The sequence below is a fragment of the Paenibacillus sp. sptzw28 genome, assembly GCF_019550795.1.
GTDB lineage: Bacteria > Bacillota > Bacilli > Paenibacillales > Paenibacillaceae > Paenibacillus_Z.
On the sequence record NZ_CP080545.1, the window covers coordinates 3,731,083 to 3,751,398 of the forward strand.

General features: G+C 52.1%; 18 protein-coding genes and 1 pseudogene. 4 read left to right on the forward strand and 15 right to left on the reverse strand.

Annotated features, from left to right (window positions below; all coding sequences use genetic code 11):
- Position 1: 1 nt before the first annotated feature.
- The 6 genes from nikA to KZ483_RS16925 all read right to left on the reverse strand — a co-directional run bounded on the left by nikA (position 2) and on the right by KZ483_RS16925 (position 5,956).
- Entirely contained in the window at positions 2 to 1,558 is a 1,557-nt protein-coding gene (nikA, locus tag KZ483_RS16900; RefSeq protein ID WP_220348642.1) for a nickel ABC transporter substrate-binding protein, read from the reverse strand.
- A gap of 21 nt (positions 1,559 to 1,579) precedes the next feature.
- A complete protein-coding gene (locus tag KZ483_RS16905; RefSeq protein WP_220348644.1) occupies positions 1,580 to 1,921 on the reverse strand; it encodes a (2Fe-2S) ferredoxin domain-containing protein in 342 nt (113 codons plus the stop codon).
- 81 nt (positions 1,922 to 2,002) lie between these two features.
- On the reverse strand, positions 2,003 to 3,217 hold the full coding sequence (locus KZ483_RS16910; RefSeq protein ID WP_220348646.1) for a GTP-binding protein: 1,215 nt from the start codon (positions 3,215 to 3,217) through the stop codon (positions 2,003 to 2,005).
- Between the two features lie 172 nt (positions 3,218 to 3,389).
- Positions 3,390 to 4,364, reverse strand: a complete 975-nt coding sequence (locus KZ483_RS16915; protein WP_220348647.1) for a metal ABC transporter substrate-binding protein — start codon at positions 4,362 to 4,364, stop codon at positions 3,390 to 3,392.
- A 45-nt stretch (positions 4,365 to 4,409) separates the two neighbouring features.
- Positions 4,410 to 5,303 (reverse strand): metal ABC transporter permease, encoded by an 894-nt coding sequence (locus tag KZ483_RS16920; protein ID WP_220348649.1) that lies wholly within the window; start codon positions 5,301 to 5,303, stop codon positions 4,410 to 4,412.
- Positions 5,249 to 5,956 carry a metal ABC transporter ATP-binding protein gene (locus KZ483_RS16925; protein ID WP_220348651.1) on the reverse strand — a complete coding sequence of 236 codons (708 nt, stop codon included), beginning with the start codon at positions 5,954 to 5,956 and terminating at the stop codon, positions 5,249 to 5,251. The genes KZ483_RS16920 and KZ483_RS16925 overlap by 55 nt, the downstream gene beginning before the upstream one ends.
- Before the next feature lie 375 nt (positions 5,957 to 6,331).
- Between KZ483_RS16925 and KZ483_RS16930 the strand changes: the two genes are divergently transcribed.
- The 3 genes and pseudogenes from KZ483_RS16930 to KZ483_RS16940 all read left to right on the forward strand — a co-directional run bounded on the left by KZ483_RS16930 (position 6,332) and on the right by KZ483_RS16940 (position 9,052).
- The gene (locus KZ483_RS16930; RefSeq protein WP_220348653.1) at positions 6,332 to 7,360 is read left to right on the forward strand and encodes a CobW family GTP-binding protein; all 1,029 of its coding nucleotides are present in this window, start codon (positions 6,332 to 6,334) and stop codon (positions 7,358 to 7,360) included.
- 62 nt (positions 7,361 to 7,422) lie between these two features.
- Positions 7,423 to 8,429, forward strand: a pseudogene (locus KZ483_RS16935) (CobW family GTP-binding protein).
- Positions 8,430 to 8,554: 125 nt separating this feature from the next.
- Entirely contained in the window at positions 8,555 to 9,052 is a 498-nt protein-coding gene (locus KZ483_RS16940; protein ID WP_220348655.1) for a hypothetical protein, read from the forward strand.
- Positions 9,053 to 9,127: 75 nt separating this feature from the next.
- Here the strand turns inward: KZ483_RS16940 and KZ483_RS16945 are convergent, their stop codons facing one another.
- From KZ483_RS16945 to KZ483_RS16960, 4 genes are read right to left on the reverse strand one after another with little or no spacing between them, the layout of a single operon-like run.
- On the reverse strand, positions 9,128 to 10,711 hold the full coding sequence (locus KZ483_RS16945) for a SagB family peptide dehydrogenase (RefSeq protein WP_220348657.1): 1,584 nt from the start codon (positions 10,709 to 10,711) through the stop codon (positions 9,128 to 9,130).
- Positions 10,712 to 10,767: 56 nt separating this feature from the next.
- Positions 10,768 to 12,711, reverse strand: a complete 1,944-nt coding sequence (locus KZ483_RS16950) for a TOMM precursor leader peptide-binding protein (RefSeq protein WP_220348659.1) — start codon at positions 12,709 to 12,711, stop codon at positions 10,768 to 10,770.
- On the reverse strand, positions 12,708 to 14,624 hold the full coding sequence (locus KZ483_RS16955) for a putative thiazole-containing bacteriocin maturation protein (protein ID WP_220348660.1): 1,917 nt from the start codon (positions 14,622 to 14,624) through the stop codon (positions 12,708 to 12,710). The genes KZ483_RS16950 and KZ483_RS16955 overlap by 4 nt, the downstream gene beginning before the upstream one ends.
- Positions 14,621 to 14,821, reverse strand: a complete 201-nt coding sequence (locus KZ483_RS16960) for a hypothetical protein (protein ID WP_220348661.1) — start codon at positions 14,819 to 14,821, stop codon at positions 14,621 to 14,623. The genes KZ483_RS16955 and KZ483_RS16960 overlap by 4 nt, the downstream gene beginning before the upstream one ends.
- Positions 14,822 to 14,870: 49 nt before the next feature.
- Here KZ483_RS16960 and KZ483_RS16965 point away from each other — a divergent pair, with 49 nt between their 5' ends.
- Entirely contained in the window at positions 14,871 to 15,035 is a 165-nt protein-coding gene (locus KZ483_RS16965; RefSeq protein WP_220348663.1) for a hypothetical protein, read from the forward strand.
- A gap of 476 nt (positions 15,036 to 15,511) precedes the next feature.
- Here KZ483_RS16965 and KZ483_RS16970 read toward each other — a convergent pair whose 3' ends face one another.
- The 5 genes from KZ483_RS16970 to tatA form a co-directional block, all read right to left on the reverse strand.
- Positions 15,512 to 16,129 carry a collagen-like protein gene (locus tag KZ483_RS16970; RefSeq protein WP_220348664.1) on the reverse strand — a complete coding sequence of 206 codons (618 nt, stop codon included), beginning with the start codon at positions 16,127 to 16,129 and terminating at the stop codon, positions 15,512 to 15,514.
- A 448-nt stretch (positions 16,130 to 16,577) separates the two neighbouring features.
- Positions 16,578 to 17,339: a hypothetical protein gene (locus KZ483_RS16975; RefSeq protein ID WP_220348665.1), complete on the reverse strand. Its 762-nt coding sequence runs from the start codon at positions 17,337 to 17,339 to the stop codon at positions 16,578 to 16,580.
- A gap of 264 nt (positions 17,340 to 17,603) precedes the next feature.
- Positions 17,604 to 19,079: a protein adenylyltransferase SelO gene (locus KZ483_RS16980; protein ID WP_220348667.1), complete on the reverse strand. Its 1,476-nt coding sequence runs from the start codon at positions 19,077 to 19,079 to the stop codon at positions 17,604 to 17,606.
- Between the two features lie 287 nt (positions 19,080 to 19,366).
- Positions 19,367 to 20,089, reverse strand: coding sequence for a twin-arginine translocase subunit TatC (gene tatC / locus KZ483_RS16985; protein ID WP_220348669.1), 723 nt, complete (start codon positions 20,087 to 20,089; stop codon positions 19,367 to 19,369).
- Positions 20,090 to 20,305, reverse strand: a complete 216-nt coding sequence (gene tatA / locus KZ483_RS16990) for a twin-arginine translocase TatA/TatE family subunit (protein WP_220348670.1) — start codon at positions 20,303 to 20,305, stop codon at positions 20,090 to 20,092.
- Positions 20,306 to 20,316 lie beyond the last annotated feature (11 nt).

The following is a 20,316-nucleotide window of genomic DNA, read 5'->3' on the forward strand; positions in this document are numbered from 1 at the left end:
TTTACTTCACATCCATCGTATGCGTAAGCATGTAATATTCTTCACCGCCAGGCGTCCACCCTTCGATGCGATTATTAACGCCGACGATAATATTCGGGTACACACCGTAGCTGTGGGGCACTTCCTGGTTTATCACACTTACCGCCTCCTGCGTAAGCTTGACCCGCCCCGCCGTGTCACTCGTCGCATTCAGCTGTTTGATCATATCGCTGAGCCTGGTTATACTAATCTTGCTCGCATTTAACGAACCTTCCGGTGTAAAAGCACTGTTGAGAAAGTAGCCGCCGTCCCCTCGCGGAGCAGTCAAATTGCTGTAGGTCGCCATATCCCAGTCCTTGTTATCCTTCAAATATGCGTCGACGTTCTCAACTGTCTTAATGGTGACCGTAATACCCGCCTTTGCTGCATCGGATTGCAGCATCTGCGCAATCAACGGAAGCTCGGGTCTTCCTTTATAGGTGATCAGTTCAAGCGCGAGCGGCTTCCCATCCTTCAACAGCTTGCCGTCCGCTCCAGCCGTGTAGCCGGCATCTGCGAGCAGCGCCTTTGCTTTTGCCAAATCCGCCCCGTCTGCTGGATCCTTGCTGCCAAACGGAAGCTTGCTGTTGAAGGGTCCGTTAGCGGGGACGGCATTCCCCAGCATTATATCCTTGGCGATCGATTCGCGGTCGAGCAAATAGTTCATGGCCTGACGGACCTTCAAATCCTGCAGCAGCGGCCTTTGGTAGTTGTACAAAATATAATGAGCCCGCAGTCCTGGTACGGACTCGATCCGGAGCGACTTATTGCTCTTGATTGCATCTATGCTTTCGGCAGGCAAATTATATACGATGTCCGCCTCATTCGATTGCAGTGCAAGAGCGCGGACATTCGCGTCCTCATTAAATTTGAACGAGGCTTCCTTAAGCTTGGGCGTGCCTGCCCAGTAGCCGTCATAACGCTCGAGCTGAACTTCTACGTTCGGCTCAAATTTCTTGACCTTGAACGGTCCGGTTCCCACCGGGGCATTGTTGAATGCTTCCTTGCCCATTTTCTGCTCGGCCTGAACGCTGATGACGGACGCCGAGGGATTGACGAGCTCAGACGGAAGGGCCGGATACGGCTCGGTGGTCTTAATCGTGAGTGTCTGGCCGGCTGCTTCCATTGACTCTATCTTCAACGCTCCGGCCAGCGCTTCGCTTGCTGCGATTCCTCTTTCGAAGGATGCTTTGACCGCAGCAGCATCTGCCTTCGTACCGTCATGAAAGGTAACTCCTTCGCGGATGGTGAACACCCAGGTCGTTTCATTCGTGGCTTCCCATTTCTCCGCGAGCCAGCCCTCCAGACTAAGATCGGAACCCAGCTTTACCAAGGTTTCGGTAATTCCGGCCCGCAGCGGAGTACTGCCGTTATTGGGGTCCAGACTGCCGGTTTTGAATGTGTATAATAGCGTTACTTTCTTGTCGTCAGCCTGTGTAGGAGCCTGCGTGGGAGCTTCCGCGCAGCCTGCCGCTGAGAGTGAGACAACGCCGGCCAGCAGGAGCGCAAGCGTTTTGGATCGTAATAAACTCGGTTTCATTATCTAATACCCCTCTATTTTTTAATCATTTGCTGCGGATATTCCGATTGCCGCCTTGCAGCTGTGCAGTATGTTCCGTCCGAGCGGACGGCCGGTATGTATAAGCTCATTCACAAGCCTTCTACCTATATCCGGAGTGACTTCACGGTACCAGTTGCCTTCCGGATAGTGAATGACAACGCAGGCGTCCTCGCATCTGCCATTGCAGCGCGTTCTTGTTGTATGAATTAGGGCATCTGCACCGCAGCGGGCTATCTCTTCACGAATGGCCTGTGTCACTTCTTCGCCTTGGCTCAGCATGCAGCTGCCGCCATTGCAAATGAGAAGGTGATGCTTCATTCCTTCCAAGTCCCTGGCTGTCATAACACACACTCCTTCAAGTTCCGGTTTCTCATGACGAAGACCGGAACTACCCGGCCCGGTCTCCCTGAAAGTTAATAGAATTTACGGAAGAGCGGCTTCCAATTGTTCAGGTGCGGCATTCGGAAGATCATCCGGGAACCGGCTCCAGTCCTGACTCATTTCTTCTTCGGTAAGCAGGCATTCATCCAGGCTGGAGATGAGGTTCGCCCGGTCCATTTCAATGCCGATGAAGACGATCTTGTTTATTCGGTCACCATACGTCTCATCCCAGTTGCGTGCAAGCTCCGGATCCTCGCTCAAAATCGCCTTCCGCTCTTCTTCGGACAATGCGGCGATCCAGTATCCGGAAGGTCCGAATTGGATCGATGGCCCGGCCTGACTCAGGCTTTGACCGAATTCATTGCGGGAGGCAAGCCACATCATCCCTTTGGCTCTGACCACCTCCGCCGGCCAATCCTCCATCCACTGCATCAGCCTTTGCGGATGAAACGGCCTGACCCGTTCGTAAACAAAAGAGGTAATTCCGTACTCTTCCGTTTCCGGCGTATGAACCGGATTCTCCATCTCCTTGATCCAGCCTGCCGAAGCGCTCGCTTCTTCGAAATTGAACAAGCCCGTATTCAATATGTCGGAAGGTTCCACCTTGCCCTGCTCAGTCCGGATAAGTTTGGCCCGCGGCTGGAGCTTTCTCAGTACATCCTCCAGCTCCTCCAGTTCATCCTTATCCACCATGTCGCACTTATTAAGCAGCAGCACATCGCAGAATTCGATCTGGTCGATCAGCAAATCGACCACTTCCCTCGTATCATCTTCTCCTACGGCCTGGCTCCTCTCGAGCAGCGTCTCGCCGGAAGAATAGTCGTGCCAGAAACGGTAAGCGTCAACTACTGTTACCATGCAGTCCAACCGGCAGAACCTGGATAAGTCGATGCCCTGCTCCTCATCGATATAAGTAAAGGTTTGCGCGACCGGTACCGGTTCGCCGACACCTGTCGATTCGATGAGGATATAATCAAAGCGATTTTCAAGCGCCAGCCGTTCAACCTCTCGGAGCAGGTCTTCCCTGAGCGTGCAGCAGATGCATCCATTAGACATTTCAACCAATGTTTCGTTCGTCCGGGAAAGTCCTCCTCCATTCTTGACCAGCGCGGCGTCGATGTTCACTTCGCTCAAGTCGTTCACTATAACCGCCACTTTCAAGCCATTGCGGTTATTCAGAACATGATTAAGAACGGTAGTTTTACCTGCACCCAGGTAGCCGCTCAGGACGGTAACCGGTATTTTATCCTGGTTCATCTCATCACCTCTTAATAGTAATAATTACGTAAGTAACCGAAAACTTAAGCCGGAAGCACCTCCGGCTCTAATAGTAAATTTTACTGATAAGTATCTTAACAGTGCCCTATAAGTAATGTCAAGACCCTCTGATCAAACTTCTTGATAGGCATAACGTTCTGGCGCTTGTTAGCTACTCGTTGAGCGCCTTCTCGAGCGCTGCAAGGTTTTGCTTCATAATGCCGATATAGTCCAGATCGTTTTTCTTATCTTCCTCGGTCAAGCCTTCAAGAGGATTCAATACGTCTGTTTTGGCGCCGATCTCGTTAGCTACCGTCCCGGCAACCTGCGGGTCAACCAATGTTTCGAAGAAAATCGTTTTGACTTGATGTTCCTTCGCAAATTTCACGATTTCCGCCATCTTCTCCGGGGAAGGCTCTTGATCGGGAGAGAGTCCTGCAATAGGGATCTGCGTTAAACCGTATTGTTTGGCCAGATAGCCGAATGCGGCATGCTGGGTCACAAAGTCTTTGAGCTTGACGTTCTCCAGACCGGTTCTATAAGCTGTATCCAATTCCTTCAGCTTAGCGATAAAGCTGTCCGCGTTTTTCTTGTAATCCGCCGCGTTGGCCGGGTCCGCTTTCTCGAATCCCGCAAGTATAGTCGTAACTTCTTGCTGGGCAAGCACGGGATCGAGCCATACATGCGGGTCAAGGACATGTCCGCTCTCATTGTCATGGTGACCCGGCTCTTCTTCTTCCGGAACGCCTTCCATAAGGTCAATGCCGCTGCTGGCTTCGACTGCAACCCGCTTATCATTGGCCGCGCTTTCGAGCGCCTGCTCAGCCCATCCTTCGACTATGCCGTTATAGACGAACACATCCGCTTCCTTTATCTGCGCCATGTCCTTCGCGCTCGGTTCCCAGTCGTGCGGTTCCGCTCCGGGCGGGATGAGAGCTACAACGTCCGCGTGATCTCCGCCAATCTGCTTGCTGAACTCATACATCGGATAAAATGTGGTTACAACCTTGAGCTTCTTGCCTGCGTCTGCAGCCGGCCCAGCGTTCGCAGAGCCCTCGGAGCTGTTTCCCGATTTCCCTGCACATCCCGACAAGACGAGCGCAACTGCAGCAGCCATTAAAAATGATTTGGTAATCTTTGCTTTCATTCGGTTTCTCTCCCATGCGTCTTTAATTTGTATATTTTTGTAGTTCTATTGCCCGGAAACATCCTTTGAGAAACGGGGAATCCGGCTGTATGCGGAAATTTCCGTTTCCCTGTCGCTTTTACGGCTTCTGATCCCGAGTTTCAGAACGGCTTTCTTGATTGTGATGCCTGAGACGAGAAACAACAGGAGTACAAGAGCGATCGTTCCTCCCGGAGGAGTGCTCAGCTGGTAAGATGCGGTCAGTCCCGAGAACACGCCCGTAAGCCCAATCCCCATGGAGAGGAACAGCGCTGCCGTGAAGCTCGGAGCAATCCGGATCGCCAAAGCGGCCGGAAGAACGATCAGGGAGGATACGAGCAAAACTCCTACAATCGGCATCGCCGCGGCGACGATCATACCTGTCAGCACACTGAAGCAGAGAGAAATCCATTTAACCGGAAGCCCGCCGGTTTTGGCGGTCTCTTCGTCGAAGGCGATTTGGTACAAAGGCCGGCGGAAGAGATAGAAGAAAGCTCCTCCGACCAATGCCACGAAGAACATTAACAGCAGCTGTGTCTGATTGACGGCCACCACAGATCCGAACAAATAAGACGAGAAGCTCTTATTGATATTCTGGTTGAGGCTCATCAGAACGACCGCCGAGGATAATCCGCCGACCATGATGATGGCGACTGAAATCTCGCTGTATGTCTTATATGATCTTCTTACATATTCGACGGCAATTGCGCCGATTATCGCCACGATAAATCCGGTCAGCGTCGGATCGACATGAAGGTAGGCGCCTCCTGCTATGCCGGCCAGCGAAACGTGCGACAGCATATCCGCCATTAACGCCTGCCTTCTGATCATCAAATATACGCCAAGTACGGAAGCGAGCAAAGCAATTATCCCACCGGCACAAAATGCCCGCTGCATGAAGTCGTAGTGCAGCATTTCCATCCTCCATCCTCCTTCCGTTCGAGCTCTATGATGCGATCCAGATATTCCTTCACTTCGGACAGTCCATGAGTAACCATAACCACCGTCGTTCCATGTTCTTTCACCTGATGATGCATTAATTCATAGAAGCCGAGCCGGCTCTCCTGATCCATGCCCGTGGTGGGCTCGTCTAATATGAGCAGATCGGGCTGCTGGGCCAGTGCCCGCGCGACGCAAATCCGCTGCTTCTGTCCGCCTGAGAGCTCCCCGATTTTCCGGTTTCGCAGCTCCCACATCCCGACCTGCCGCAGCGCCTTTTCCGTGAGCTCGTGATCTTCGGGCTTCAGCCTCCGCAGCCAGGAGCCTCTAACATAACGGCCTGAACGGACGAATTCCACTATCGTGCTTGGAAATCCTCCGTTGAAAGCCGCGATCTGCTGAGGAACATAGCCCACTACTAGCTTATTTCCTTCCGTGTTGCGGGAGGAGAGGTGCACCTTTCCTTTCCACGGCTGAATCAGGCCGAGCGCCAGCTTCAGCAGCGTAGTCTTGGAAGCTCCGTTGGAGCCCGTTACAGCCACAAATTCTCCGGAATAAATATCAATATTTGCATCTTCTATACAAGGCACATCGCCGTATCCGAACTCAACCTGTTTTAATGAGGCTAACAGCATGCAGTGTCTTCCTTTCCGGCAAATAGCCAGTAGTCAAGCAGATTTCCGCCTTCTATCATTATAAGTAATAATTACGAATTTAGAATAAAAAGTAATGTCTTGCGCCGTCTGTGGCGGCAAAACGAATTGGTCCGTCCCTAAAGTCATGATAAACGAGACTTATATTTGCTTTTTTTTATAATTACTGTCCCCTTTGTTAAATGTAATCATTACGCTTAAATCAGTCTATCAGCTATGGTTCTGTTCGTCAATCCGGTAGTTTGCAATTGTAATGTTCATCTCTATAATGGAGATAATCCGTAAAATTTACTTTTACATCTTTTCTTCAAGGCAGGAATATGCATTTGTAAATCATAGAGTTTGGAGGAAATTGGTTTGAGGACCCCTGTTATCGTACTAAGCGGATTTCTGGGAAGCGGAAAGACTACTCTGCTGCTGCGTTTATTGGAGGAAACCGGAAATCGCCGCCTGCAAGCCGGAGTATTAATGAATGAACTGGGAAAATATGACGTGGACGGTTTGTTTTTGAACGAACACGGGGGCACGGCCATCGAAAAACTTCTGGACGGCTGCGTGTGCTGCAGCAAGAAGAGCGAATTGGCCGGCAGTCTGAGTGCATTGCTTCAGAGAAAACCGGATGTAATCTTCATAGAGTTAACGGGTGTAGCCAATCCCGAGGAGATTGCCGACGCATTGACCGAACCGTCACTCCTTGGGCGCATGCGGCTTAAACAGATCATTACTGTGCTGGATGCCGAGAATGCGCTGGATTATAACAGCATATTTGAATCCGACAAGCAGCTGGTTCGGACGCTGCGCCGGCAATTGGAAGTGGCGGACCTGATCATCGTTAACAAAACAGATCTCGTAAGAGCGACCCACCTGCAAAAAATCGAAAAAGTAATCCATAAACAAAATGAACGTGCAACTATCGCATATACCTCACATAGCCGTGTCGACTTGGGACCCGTTCTGGACGGTATTGTAAGAAATGATGATCCGAAGCGGGTTTCCGTGCAGCGTATCCGGTCGGCCAAAGCAGCGAAGCTTGCCCAGGCAGCACCTGCGGCAGCGTGGCACGAGTACAGGCAGGAGCACGAAGACCATAGTCACGAAGCACACGGCTCCTTCTCCCGGGTGCGGACACTGGCCCTCCCCTGGTCTGAGACAACAGCGGTTTCACAAGAGCGGGTAGAACGTTTTCTTCATCAATGGAAAGACCGGTTATTACGGGCCAAGGGCTATATGTTTTTCCCGGATAAGGGACGAACCTACTTAATGCAGCATGCGGGTAAGCGAACATACTGGGACACGGTTTCTTACTCGGGCCCTTCTTACATCGTCATGATCGGAATCGAACTTGACGAGGAACGTCTGCTTTCGGAATGGAACCGATTGATTTGACAACCAAAAAGTGTCAACTTATAATTGTTATTAGTAATAATTACGCATAAGGAGTGGATACAATGTCTTCTGATAAACAAGCTTTTGAACCCCTGATACCCGTTACCGTCTTGACCGGATTCTTGGGGTCTGGGAAGACGACCCTTCTTAATCATGTGCTAACGGCCGATCATGGCCAAAAAATTGCTGTTATCGTCAATGAATTCGGTGAAGCGGGCATCGATCATCAACTTGTGGTTGGAGCAGATGAAGAAATCTTAGAGATGAACAACGGATGCATTTGCTGTACCGTCCGCGGGGACCTGATTCGGATACTCGGGGAACTTATGGAAGCGAAGAGAGGGGGAGGCGGCGGAGAAAAGCGGACTTCGACCGCGTCCTTATTGAAACCACGGGCCTCGCCGATCCTGCGCCGGTTGCTCAAACCTTCTTCGTCGACGAAGAAATAGCCGATTTCTATAAGCTTGATGCGATTGTTACCGTTGTTGACGCGAAGCATGCAGGGCAGCACCTTGATGACGGTCACGAGGCGCAGGAACAAGTCGCCTTTGCCGACGTGCTTCTTCTGAACAAAATCGATCTTGCTTCCGAGGAGGAAATACGCAGGCTGGAAAACCGGTTGAAAACGATGAATCCCACCGCCAGATTGTACCGCACACGGCAGTCTGAAATCGATATTAATCAAATTCTAGGGATCAATGCGTTTAGCCTTGAGAAGAAGCTGGAGATCGATCCCGGATTTCTTGAAGAAGAAGCTCATGACCACGATGATGATGTGGCCTCCTTGTTCTTCCACGAGGAGCGGCCTCTTGATCTGGACAAACTGGAACGGTTTCTGCAGGTCTGGTTGTCCGAGCATGGGGCCGATACGTTCAGATATAAAGGGGTGCTGAATATCCGGGGCGTTAAACAACGTATTATCTTTCAAGGCATCCATATGTTATTCGCATCGACGCCGGATCGGGAGTGGAATGCAAATGAAGTTCCGCACAGCGAATTTGTGATTATCGGGCGAAATTTGGATGAAGCATGGTTTCGCGGACAATTTGCATCCTGCGTGGCAGGTTAACCCGATACCGTCCACCAGCCCATTTTATATGGATAAGTGCCCTTTTTCACCTCCCTGCATAGTCTAGAGTATGTTAAGCCCATGCTTACAGAGTGGTTTATTTGTGAAACTCCAAGGAGGAAACCATGATACAGAATCAGCCTTACTTTCAACAAGCGGCTTATTTGCCGGAGTTACAAACGAACAGTGAAAATTATGAATTGCAGCCGGATACCCAGGTACCTCGCGATGATTATTTTACCCAATCCCATTACACATGGTACCATGACGATTCCGATGAGAGCGGGTCATTCTATCCCGCCATGTATCAACAGCAGCAGCAATGGAATCCCCACACTCAGGGTCTCGGTCCGGCAATGTATAATCCATTGACTGCTCAAGCGCAAGCCCCACAGGGTCTCAGTCCAGCCATGGTCCATCCGTGGGTTCCACAGACTCAAGGCCTTCATGGCCTCAGTCCAACTATGTATCACCCGGGATTTCCGGGTGTCGATGACTGCGATCCTCACGGATGGGATCACTACTCTGTCGACTACCATCATGATTGGTATCATCCTCGCTATTATCAAGCTCAAGGCTATTATCCCGCCGGATACCGGACATGGGACGGCTACTATTGGTAGTATCGTATACTTGACATACCGAAAAGGGGCGGACCGCGGTCTTCAACATGCGGTCCGCCATTTTCGGCTTATCCGTTAACGTGACAAGCTCCCCTCCAACCGGGGTCGCCCGCGATAATGACCGACTGGAATTTGGATCAGGCTGGTTTGGCCCAGAGGGGCGAGGCTCTGAATTTCATCGCTGTTTGCAGCATCAAAGCCAAGGAGCGGGCGTCCCCCCATCCCGGAGGCAATCGCCGCGAGCAGTAAGCGCTGTACAAGCATACCGGCCTCCATTTGTTGTATACGGTAGCCTCTGAATCCAAGCTGTGATTGAAGATGGTCCTTGTCCCCGGCCACGTGGAAACATAAAGGTACCTGGAACAGATTTATATTCCCCAGGGACATTCCCTCCTGCAGCCTCATTCTGTGATCTCCGGGCCGCGCCAGCTGCAGCTCATGTGCCGCTCCGTCATAGCGGTAAGCCCCATCCGCAATTCCTTCTACACCATGGAAGCATCCATACAACACAACCCGGGGAACAGCTGTCTGCCGCGTTCCATCCAGATCGTTACGGTAATTGAAGGAAGCTGTGGCCTCTTGCAGCAGAGCAGCCAGCTCGGGTTGGCCGATCTGCCGCAGCACATAATCCGATTCAGGAGAATACCTCTTTCGGCAAACAGACGCCAAATCGTACTGCAGCCTGTTTACGCCGGGCAATATAACCTTGCTGCCCCCGTATCTCTCCTCTTCCCGGCTTTCGATGAGCCGAAACGAATCTGTTGATTTCTGCCCGGAAGCCTCGTTCATCTCGGCAAGGAGCGGATATTCCAGGACCCGACGTGAACGGATGTAGTGATCATGACGAACCGCTGCCAGCTCCCGGCTCAGCTCGAGCGCCGATATACCGCCGCGGCCCTCACCACCCCTGGCAAACCAATTAACGGTAGGATCCGTCGATAACGGAATCACCGCATAAACGCTCTCCTCCTGACCGGACAGCCCAAGCAGATGGTTGACCGCCATATCAAGATACTGGAAGTAAACACAGGACTGATAGCCAAACCTTTTCGCCGCCTCCAGCATTTGACCGATCATCACCCCGGCGTCGAGCCCCTGCAGGCGATAGGAAAAGTTATTATACTTAAAGAAATTTTTCCAGAACATGGTCGAAACAAAAGCAACGCCGAAACAACCCGGCACGTCGCAGCGATTTCCCAGCGCCCTGCCAAGATAAGCATCGAAATTCCCCTCACGCAGCAGAAGCAGGCGATGGTGAGCAGCATCGTAATGATAGATCCCGGCCGGCAAATCCTCCAGCTTGAGATAAATGTACAGCTCATTCGGATATAACCCCCCGCCGGAAGGAACGAAACGGCGGTTCGTCTGCTGCGGGAAACCCGCAGCGTCTGCGGTTGAATCCAGAACAAAAACGGACTGGCTTACCTGCGCGAGCCCGAATACATACCAGAGAAAATGGCCGACTTCACGAAGCTCCGCCTTACCTTGAACCGCGCAGCCTGCAAGCGTCAGCGGCACCTCCGCGCACAGCGGAAAAGAGGGCAGGCGCCGGTAAAGCTTGTAGGGAAGCGGCGCGTCTTCCCAATCCGCCTCCCAATCCGGGGGTTTGGCCTTATCCGACTCAAAATGCAGGTCGTGCAGAAATGCCTTCAGACTCATCCATTTCCCTCCTGTAAGCTTCTGAAGAATGCAGCCTTCGTTGAATTTGCTCTCGCTTATGGAAACGGATGCGGGTAAGGATTGAGTTGTTCAAGCTTCAGCGGCTCTATCGCATAACCAAGCTCCGCCGGCACCCGCAGCACCCTCTCCAGTCCCTTAAGACGGATGAGATGCTGCCCGAAGGTCATCGGGAGCATGCCTGGTATCAGTACTTTCACGCAATGCAGTCCGTTTCGCAGAATCTCCGGCGTTGTCTGGTCCACCACAATCACATCCAGCTTCAAACGGCGGAATATTTGGAGGAACGTCTTCAGATCGTCAGTGAGATCGGAATGGCCTGGACTGCGCTTGAATTCCTCTTCAAACGTTCGCAGCGGACGGTTATCATCGAGCAGAAAACTTAGTCGCTGCTCAGCCTCCGGCAAACTGTACAGCATGGAATGATCCTCCATTTGCCTTACCTCGAACGGGTCATGGAGCATTCGTTCATATTGCTCCCGATTCTCCTCGAACTTCTCATTGAAAGTGAGCAGCATGCCAGCAACCTCGTGAATGGCGCCTTTCACCGCCCGTAGTGGATCCGGATGTGCACCGGCTGCGCAAATCAGGTTCAGTCCTTTCCCCGTCCTGTTTTTCGCAAGCGCCCAAATGCTTGGAATTCCATGCTCCATGGTCGAGTTAAATAAATGAACATCGTAGCCCGCCACCTCGCGTAAGCGGTCGACCATCATACCCAGCTCAAGGTCTCCAGCCGAATAGGGATCGAGACGAGGAACAGGCAGCTGCGCGTACCATGTGAGCAGGAAGGAATCGCGTTCCACCACCTCCAGAATGCCGTAGAAGATAGCCTCCTCCAAACTTCCGCCCAGCGCGCAGCCGTTGGAGGTTTCATACACAAAACCGCCTCCGCAGCCCGAGCTGTAATAAGCAAGCAGCTCCGGCACGAGAATCGGACGCTCCTGCAGGAACGAATACCCCCACACCCAGTCGATCGTCCGTTCCGGGTCAAACGGCTTGAACGGGAAATCCGGCCGGTTGTACTGCTCCGTCTCGTGTACGCCTACCAGCACAGGGTTCAGCGCCTGTTCCTGCAAATTGCGGAAGCTGTCGCGAACAACAGTCCTTTTGCCTCGGGGCGACAGACCGCAATAACGCTCCAGGCCCTCCAATATTGCAGTTAGCTCGCTTTCCGCATAGGAATGAGTCCTGCCCCCACAAGCTTCATCCCCCGTAAACAAGGGCAAATTAACACTCGAATCGGCAAAGGGTGAAACAAGGTCACGCATTTTTCCGTTCAAAAAGCCGGTCCGCGAATCCAGATAATCTTTGGCTAACGCTTCCTTAAGTTCGTCCATCGGACGGCACCGGTAACTATTGGGACTGACTTTTGGGCTTGGCTGCAGGGAAATACGCGCAGCCGTCGCAGAGTCATCAGGCAGTTTGCTGCAAACCGTGCAGAGGGGGTCGGGCATAAAGAAGTGACGCGAGCTCTTAAAGGTCTGCATATTGATCAGGAATACATGATTCTCCGAGAGGGCCGTCCCGCCCTGCAGGAAACTCGCGGCTTCCTCTGCAATAAGGGCAGCCGTCTGCAATAACCCGCTTCGCGATGCCCACGCGTCAGCCGCCATTCCGCCTTTCGCGATAACCTTCTGCTGCAGCTCCCACATTTCCTTGCGGTCGCTTCCTGCCAGCAGACGCCTGTAATCCGCGCATTGGGAGCAGCCCGGCGAGCCCGCGCGAACAAGCGGACCGATCACGCCCTCGCCGAATGAAACAAAGCCGCGGAGCCAAGGCACTCCGGACCGCTGAAATACTTCCTCCGCCTTAAGATGTATGGACGGATCCCACGCATCGCTAAGCACAAGCGCCAAATCCGCCGCTTCAGCTTCTGCAGAAGCGAAGCCGACATGCCTGACGAGCCGGTATTGAGCGGATAATTGCTGACAGACGAAATGCGCTAGCTGGCCTTCTCCGATCACCGCCACGATTGCTCTCACCGGGACTCCTCCTCTCGAAGCGACACGCCAAACACTCCCGCCAGCTCCTCTTTCAGGAACGGTTCGCAAGCCAGATCGGAAAGAAGAAGCCGCTTATGGTTCCGCTTCAATATCTGCATGGCGGACAGCAGAACCTCCTGATGCTGCGCCTCTTCACAAGCGGGAATAGCAATGCTCTGCAGTTCTTGTTCCTCTCGCAAGGATGAGATGGAAGCTGCCTGCGCAGCGGACTCGGAAGCGGCTGATTTGTTTTGGGCTCTCAGCAGCGCTTGCTGAAGCGCCTTCCGCAGTGCTAACGTTCGATTAAGGCCGACACTGCCGTACCAGCGGCCGCCGGCACGGATCCATATCACGGGAAAGCCTGCCGATTCCTCGCCGAGCCCGACAACAGGCGCGCCCAGCATCGTAGTCAACGACTGCAAATAATAGCGGCTGCGTTCGTCCTCAATAATTCCAAGCCGCACCGGAATAACTGAAGACTTATGAGCTTCCGGGAACCTCCGGAGCTCTTCGGATAAATAATTGTGCAGCCCGCGGCAAATGCCTTCCGCCACCGTTTCTCCCGCCCCGACACCCCCTACCCCGAACAACCGCGATACGTATGCTTCGATCCCGGCCAGACCCGCTTCCCGCCTCGCCTCCTCATGCGTCAAGCCTGTGCAGACGATCTCCGGCAGCAGCTCCGCAGCGCCCTCAGACAGCGGGTCGGCTGCCTGCACGCGGCATTGAGAGAGCGGGAGCTGCTTTAAATCTCCCTCCTCCCAATCATGCAGAATCCCCGTAACTGCAGATGCCAGCCGGCCGAAATAAGGGAACATTGCATTCCGTTCCTTCAGGCCCGGACTCTGTTCAAGCCGCAGCTCGAGATCTTCTACGCTAGTTGACTCCGGCCGGCCGTTTACAAGCGGATGGGGCAGGAATGGGTGCCAAGCTCCTTCCAGTGTCTCAAGGTCAAGAAGATATAATTGATTTTTCAATTCCGTTACCTTGAAGCCTGAAGCCGTTTTTAGCCATTCGAATGCGATCACGTTGGCAAGCATCGCTTCCGCAGTTGAGGAACCTTCATGCAGCCCGGGATCTTTGCGAAGCGCCGGCAGATGCAAACGGCGCAGCGCCGACTCAAGGCAGCCTTCCGAATCCGGATGGACCAATGGTCCGGCAAGCCCGGCCTGCTGCACAAAGACGGCAGGGAGAAGCACCTTCCGCTCCTCTCTGCAGGCGGCGTGGAGCGCTCTTAATTCTGCCAATCCATTCTCCTTCGATACGTATAAAATGGCATCAAACGGCCGCACAGCTTCATACCAGTCGATGCCCCCCTCCTTCCGTGCAATTTCCTCCAGCTCGACTTCCGAATCCATAGCCCGGGCATGGGCCGCCAGCTCCGAGATCCGCCGCCGGCTCAAGGAGGCCGTCACCGGATCCGTGTCCAGCATCCCAAATCGGGGCAGTCCGGATTCCAGCAAAGCAGCAACCAGCGAAACAAAGAACGGACCTGATCCTACCGCAAGCACCTTGGACTGACGATAAGACTGAAACCGGTACGCTCCCGAACCGCCGAAGCTGTCCAGAAATTCGATTTGGGAAGCGTATTTCCGGACAATTTCCTCCGGCAGTTGATGCGGGCGGTCGTCGCTCACATCCCGGACAAACCCGTTCGTGTGCAGCACTTCTGCGATTTCGTACACCCGTTCACGATATTGGTCCGGCAGCCCGTCCGTCAAATCCTCCATCGTGTACTCTCCGTTGAATACCGGTATCAGCTTTTCAATCCACTGATCGATCATGCTGCCTTCCATACGGAAGGAACCGGTATTATTGCGAAAATAGACGCCTCCCTCCGGATCGGGGAGGTAGAATGTGTCCCCTTTCACTTTCAGACGCATTGAGGGATTCAAATCCCATTCCTCCTTCATGTTTTGCGTGCAGCAAAACCCTGATCTGCCGCTTCAAACGCCGGCAATTCTTCTCTAATCGTATGTATGGCTATTTGTCCGTCATGCCTGCACTTATACAGAAAAATAGCCCCTGCAGTCGATTGCAGGGGCTTCTTCTCATTTCTGTTATATGTGCTTTCTTCGGGAAAATCAGCCGCAATGGGCACAGCTGCCACAGCGGAAGCAGTTGCTGCACCGGAAGCAGTTGCTGCACCGGAAACAGTTGTGGCATTGGAAGCAGTTGTGGCATCGACCAAACCCGCCGCAAAAACCGGCGCAAAAAAAGCAAATTCCTACGCAGAGCCGAGCGCCGGACGGATCCTCCTGCCCTTGACCCGCAGCCTGCGTCATCCCTGTCGTATTGAAATCGCCAACCGTCAGATTCTGTAAATCCTTTTTGAAATCGTTCATTTTTCATTACCTCCGTTTAATTTTCATCACTTAACCGCCGCCGACTGATAAAACAAATCACGTGCCGACGGGTGAAACCGGTCATGACGCCGATTACCCCTCACGACAAAATATACATATGAAATTCACTCCGCTAGTGTTCCTATGATAAACGCCTATAAATGCAACAAGATGTCTACACTTCTATTTAATTTCGCCGCACCTGATCATCGTTTAAGGAACCATAACGGTCTTGAGGAGCGGTTGGGAAGCTGTAGCAATTAATCGGGTAAATATGTAAATTGCAGGAGAAATGCTGCGTTGCATGAAGAAAACAATAATCTTCCGACTTACAGGATGGTTTTCCCTTGTCGGATGCAAAAAAAAGAGCCGATCGGCTCTTTTTAAATCAATATTTGAATCAGCGGCTTCATTGGCGCATCAAATCAGTTTGAAGCTTACTAATTAATGAAAAATTACGCCAGCTTTTCAATTTTAACTGATGCACTTACAACAAACGGGCTGGCTGGCGGCGGTCCCGAAGGTAAATTCATTAATACTTGATCGTTATTGTTAATATTATTCAGTGTCAATATGCCGCCGGCTGTCAAGAAAGCGGTGACTTTCCCGTCGTAAGGCTGGGCTCCTGCAGTGGTGCCGTAATTGCTGCAAGGCACCAGTTCTGCCGGCAATGGACCGGCGCCATCCGGATCAAAGAACAGTCCAAATGCGTTTGACCCGGCCCCAGGAAACACGTGATAAATAATGTTATAGAATCCGGATTCATTAATAAGAATGCTGCTCGGAGGGGCAAATCCAATCGCACCATTAACGATAATGGGAGCCTCGTTGAATGTTACGGCGCCGCCTTGCCCGCCGACGACCGCCGGAGCGGCAACCGTTTGTTCCTCAGTACTGCAAAAGAAGGCAAAATCGGATATGCCTCCTGCTGGTCCCTGTGGTCCCTGAGCCCCCGGTGTTCCCGGTGTTCCCGGTGCTCCCGGTGCTCCCGGTGCTCCTTGAGGCCCTGCAGGCCCCGGAGAAACATTAACGACAGGCGGCGGACAGGATACCCGTACGATTTTCTTCTTCACAACAACAACTTTTCTTTTCTTCCCTTTACCATCGATCTTTTTCTTCGGTTTACATACCACAACTGATTTCTTATGACATCTTTTCTTTGTTTTATCTACCGGACAACTCAAGCTAACACCTCCATACGAATTTGATATATTCTACGTGAGCCGTCTCTCCGGTGGGTGGACTAGTACCCACTAATTAGTAGACTGTAATCTATTTTTCGAAAAATAGGCAATATGTAAGGGATAATAGTTTAGATTCGATAAAATCTACCTAATCAAAAATACCTGTAGATACATAGATTAATAGTGGACATTCAAGTTACCTCTCCTGTGGAGACCCTGAACCTTTAGGGTCTCTTTTTTCTTTTTAATTCCCCTTAAAATAACATCAAATAATAGAAGCCGGCGAACCAGGTGCAGCTTACCGGCTTCTTTACCCAGGTTTTAACAGCCGACGAGGCTAGCTGCATCCGCCCTGCAGCCAGCTCCAAATGCTTTGCAGCGTAACTTCAAGATTGGATATACCTTCCACATTCACATACGGGCTTCTTCCGCGAAAATAATCCGTATGTTTCCCAATGATAGGCACCCGGACGATGCTGTCTGGAGCAAACTTTCGGCGGTTCCACCGGAATATGCCGAGCCGTCCCTTCTCCCACCCTCCCCAGCTGCCGAGGAACGTCACGGAATCTCCGGCGGCGCTGATATATAAGGTTGATGCACGAAGCTGAGCCGGAACCCGGCACATGGGTGAACCAATCTGCACCAGTCGTATATGCTCTGCAGAAATCTCATCTGCCTTCATCATCAACTCTGCGGCATGAATCCCCGCAACGCCTCCTCCGCTATGACCGATAAGCATTAGAACGCCGCCATCGTAAGCAGTTCTAATGGTCTCTGCTGCAGCCCTGCCGCCGATGGCGGCAAGCTTGCTTTTCCATAAAGGATACAAGTCTTGCCGCAATTCGTGCAGCTGCAGAGCCAACCCGCAGTTCCAGTCCCCGTAAGGAAACAGGACTTCAGCATGCCGCACGTGCCACTTGGCTTGTTGAAACCGTTCCACAGTCTTGATGCGGAACTCTTCCATGAAATTAGGTGCGGTGGCCACTCCGGCCAAAAAGTATATACTTATGTTTCTATGGTGAAGGTGAGTGAGCAGGTTAGGACCGTCCATCTGGTATCCTTCCTTTCCACTGATTGTCTGAATGATGGTTTGTGCCATCAGGCGGCCTTTTCTTCTCTGCCTATACGGGCCGACGCCCTTACATTTGGCTCGGAATATCCTGAACTCAAGATAGCACCGGATGCTTAAAGAAGCCTTAAAATGGACTTAGTTTTTTGCACAGGACGACCCAAGTGCACCATGGCCGTCACAAGACATCGCCGCCGGCTGCAAAGTAATAGAAAAAAGGGCCATGAGGCCCTTCTTCACATACCGATTATGAAGTTTATCCTTATCTCTAATGAAGTGGTCTGACGCTCTTTGTCACGTACCGCAAAAGGTTCGGTAAGTACGGGCTGAGAGCGCTGGCGGCGCTGCGTAATCAGCCTGTTCGGGCGAGTGCGCGTACGGGTCCGTCAGCACCTCAAGAAGCCGTTCCATCACGCCGTAGTCTTCTTGTTTAACCGCGGCTTCCAGCGCCTCTTCCACCCGGTGATTGCGTGGAATAATTGCGGGATTGCTGCTGCGCATCAGCTGGTGTGAGGAGGCTTGCGATTCCTGCTGCCTGCCTAGTCTCGCCTGCCACTGCTCATGCCACTGTGTAAATTCCGTGGTATCCGACATGGCGTTATCCTCAGGCTTGTCGAAGGTTAACGCCCTGAACGTATTCGTGTAGTCGGCACCATGCTTTTGCATCATATTGAGTAAATCTTCAATAAGAGATTCATCCTGCGGCTCTTCGCCGAAGATTCCCAGCTTCGCCCTCATTCCTGCGAGCCAGTTTCGGTGATACAATTCGGAAAAATCTGAAATTGCACCCTCCGCGAGTTTAATCGCCTCCGCCTCGTCGTCATGCATGAGCGGCAGCAGGGTTTCAGCAAATCTCGCGAGATTCCATGCGGCAATATGCGGTTGATTGCCATAAGCATAGCGCCCCTGAGCGTCAATGGAACTGAAAACGGTTGAGGGATCATAGACATCCATAAAGGCGCAAGGACCATAATCAATGGTTTCTCCGCTTAGAGCCATATTGTCAGTGTTCATTACCCCATGAATAAAGCCCACGAGCTGCCATTTGGCAATCAGCTCGGCCTGCCGCTTGATCACTTCGTTAAGCAGGACTACATAGCGGTTCCCATCCGCGTCGGCATCAGGAAAATGTCTTTGCAAGGTATAATCGGCCAAAGCACGAAGATCCTCGGCACTGCCCCACCTGGCAGCGTATTGGAATGTTCCGACGCGCAGATGACTGGCAGCTATGCGCGTAAGAACGGCGCCGGGAAGCTCGCTTTCACGGACTACCGGTTGACCGGTGGTGGCGACCGCCAGACTGCGGGTGGTAGCTATACCAAGCGCTTGCATGGCTTCGCTGATGATGTATTCCCGCAGCATCGGCCCAAGTGCCGCCCGGCCGTCTCCTCCGCGGGAATAAGGCGTTCTCCCTGAACCCTTGAGCTGAATATCAAACCGCTCTCCTTGGGGAGTGATCTGTTCGCCGAGCAGCAGGGCGCGGCCGTCACCCAACATGGTGAAATGCCCAAATTGATGCCCTGCGTATGCTTGGGCAAGTGGCGAAGCGCCTTCGGGAATCCGGTTGCCGGCAAGCACCGCTGCGCCGTCATTGCTCCGCAGCGCTTCTGCGCTCAATCCCAGGGATGCTGCCAACCGGTCGTTAAAAACCGCCAGCTTCGGCGAGCGTACAGCGGCTGGCCCCATGCTGGTAAAAAACAATTCCGGCAGACGAGCATAGCTGTTGTCGAAATTCCATCCCGCTTCAATTATTGTTTTTTCCTCTTTCATTGAATCTCCTTTGCCTCCTTTTGTGTCTTTGTTTTTCTTTAACATCAATCAGGAATTATAGGCATTATATCGGGAGAGAGCCCGTTTTATTGTTTACTTCTGCCAATTTATTATACCCTTACCAGGGGTTATCTGCACGTCGCAGTTAAGAAAGCGGCGATTCCGACAGCGCTAAACCAATCAGCCTGCAACTTGCCGATTGCTCCTGCAGGGTCTTGCCGGAATACTTCATCAAAAAAAAGGCGCTCCGCACTAACCTTTGCGAGAGCTCCTTTTTATTTGGCTGTTTATTGATTTTGCAGGCGCAATTGTTTACTGTAAACGATTTTTGAAATTGTAATGCTGATTTCGTACAGAAGAAACAAAGGAACGATGACGATGACGTCCGATAAGATATCGGGAGGTGTAATCGTTATTGCAATGATTGCGAGTATGAAATAGGCAAGCTTTCGCGCTTTGGCAAGCTTCGCGGGGTTCAATATGCCCAGCTTGGTCAGGAACATGACGATGGCCGGCATTTCGAATAGGAAGCCGAACGGGACGGTCATATGGATCATGAATGTAAAATACTTCTGAGCCGTATACATGGTCGCAAATTCGTCTCCCGCCATTTCGTCCATGAACCCGAACACCATGGGGAAAAGGATAAAATAACCGAAGAATATACCAATCAAAAACAGCATGCTGATGCTTGGTATAAAAACAAGCGTCGCGCGCTGCGTCCGGGCTGGAAGAGCAGGTTGGACGAACTTCCAGGTCTGGTAAGCCGCAATCGGCAGGGTGACAGCAATCCCGACGACGCCGGCGATCATCAGATACACCCACATGACATCAGAGGGGCCGAGCAGGACGAGCTTCCGGTCAATATCCCTCGATAGCCAGTTATAGATGTCCCTCACATAGATGAACGCGGCCGCAGTGGCTACCACAAACGTGATTAGTGTCCGGATTAGCCGGCTGCGCAGCTCCTCCAAATGTCCGATTACGGTTTGATCATTCGGATTCTTCATTTATTTGCTTGAAGACGCAGTCGGCTGAGCACCTTCCGCTTCTTTCTTCTTCTCGTCGTCCTCGCCGTTTACAAGTCCTCGCGTTGCCCCTTTAAACTCGCTGAGCGTCCTGCCAAACGCCCGGCCGAGCTCCGGGAGCTTGGAAGGCCCGAAGATAATGAGAGCAATGATGAGGATTAATATTAAACCGCCGATTCCAATGTTGCCGAATGGCATAATAGTCAACT

Coding starts and splice junctions, on each gene's coding strand:
- nikA (WP_220348642.1), bottom strand. CDS start 1,558: ATGAAACCGAGTTTATTACGATCCAAAACGCTTGCGCTCCTGCTGGCC.
- KZ483_RS16905 (WP_220348644.1), bottom strand. CDS start 1,921: ATGACAGCCAGGGACTTGGAAGGAATGAAGCATCACCTTCTCATTTGC.
- KZ483_RS16910 (WP_220348646.1), bottom strand. CDS start 3,217: ATGAACCAGGATAAAATACCGGTTACCGTCCTGAGCGGCTACCTGGGT.
- KZ483_RS16915 (WP_220348647.1), bottom strand. CDS start 4,364: ATGAAAGCAAAGATTACCAAATCATTTTTAATGGCTGCTGCAGTTGCG.
- KZ483_RS16920 (WP_220348649.1), bottom strand. CDS start 5,303: ATGGAAATGCTGCACTACGACTTCATGCAGCGGGCATTTTGTGCCGGT.
- KZ483_RS16925 (WP_220348651.1), bottom strand. CDS start 5,956: ATGCTGTTAGCCTCATTAAAACAGGTTGAGTTCGGATACGGCGATGTG.
- KZ483_RS16940 (WP_220348655.1), top strand. CDS start 8,555: ATGATACAGAATCAGCCTTACTTTCAACAAGCGGCTTATTTGCCGGAG.
- KZ483_RS16945 (WP_220348657.1), bottom strand. CDS start 10,711: ATGAGTCTGAAGGCATTTCTGCACGACCTGCATTTTGAGTCGGATAAG.
- KZ483_RS16955 (WP_220348660.1), bottom strand. CDS start 14,624: ATGAAGGAGGAATGGGATTTGAATCCCTCAATGCGTCTGAAAGTGAAA.
- KZ483_RS16975 (WP_220348665.1), bottom strand. CDS start 17,339: ATGGCACAAACCATCATTCAGACAATCAGTGGAAAGGAAGGATACCAG.
- KZ483_RS16980 (WP_220348667.1), bottom strand. CDS start 19,079: ATGAAAGAGGAAAAAACAATAATTGAAGCGGGATGGAATTTCGACAAC.
- tatC (WP_220348669.1), bottom strand. CDS start 20,089: ATGAAGAATCCGAATGATCAAACCGTAATCGGACATTTGGAGGAGCTG.
- tatA (WP_220348670.1), bottom strand. CDS start 20,305: ATGCCATTCGGCAACATTGGAATCGGCGGTTTAATATTAATCCTCATC.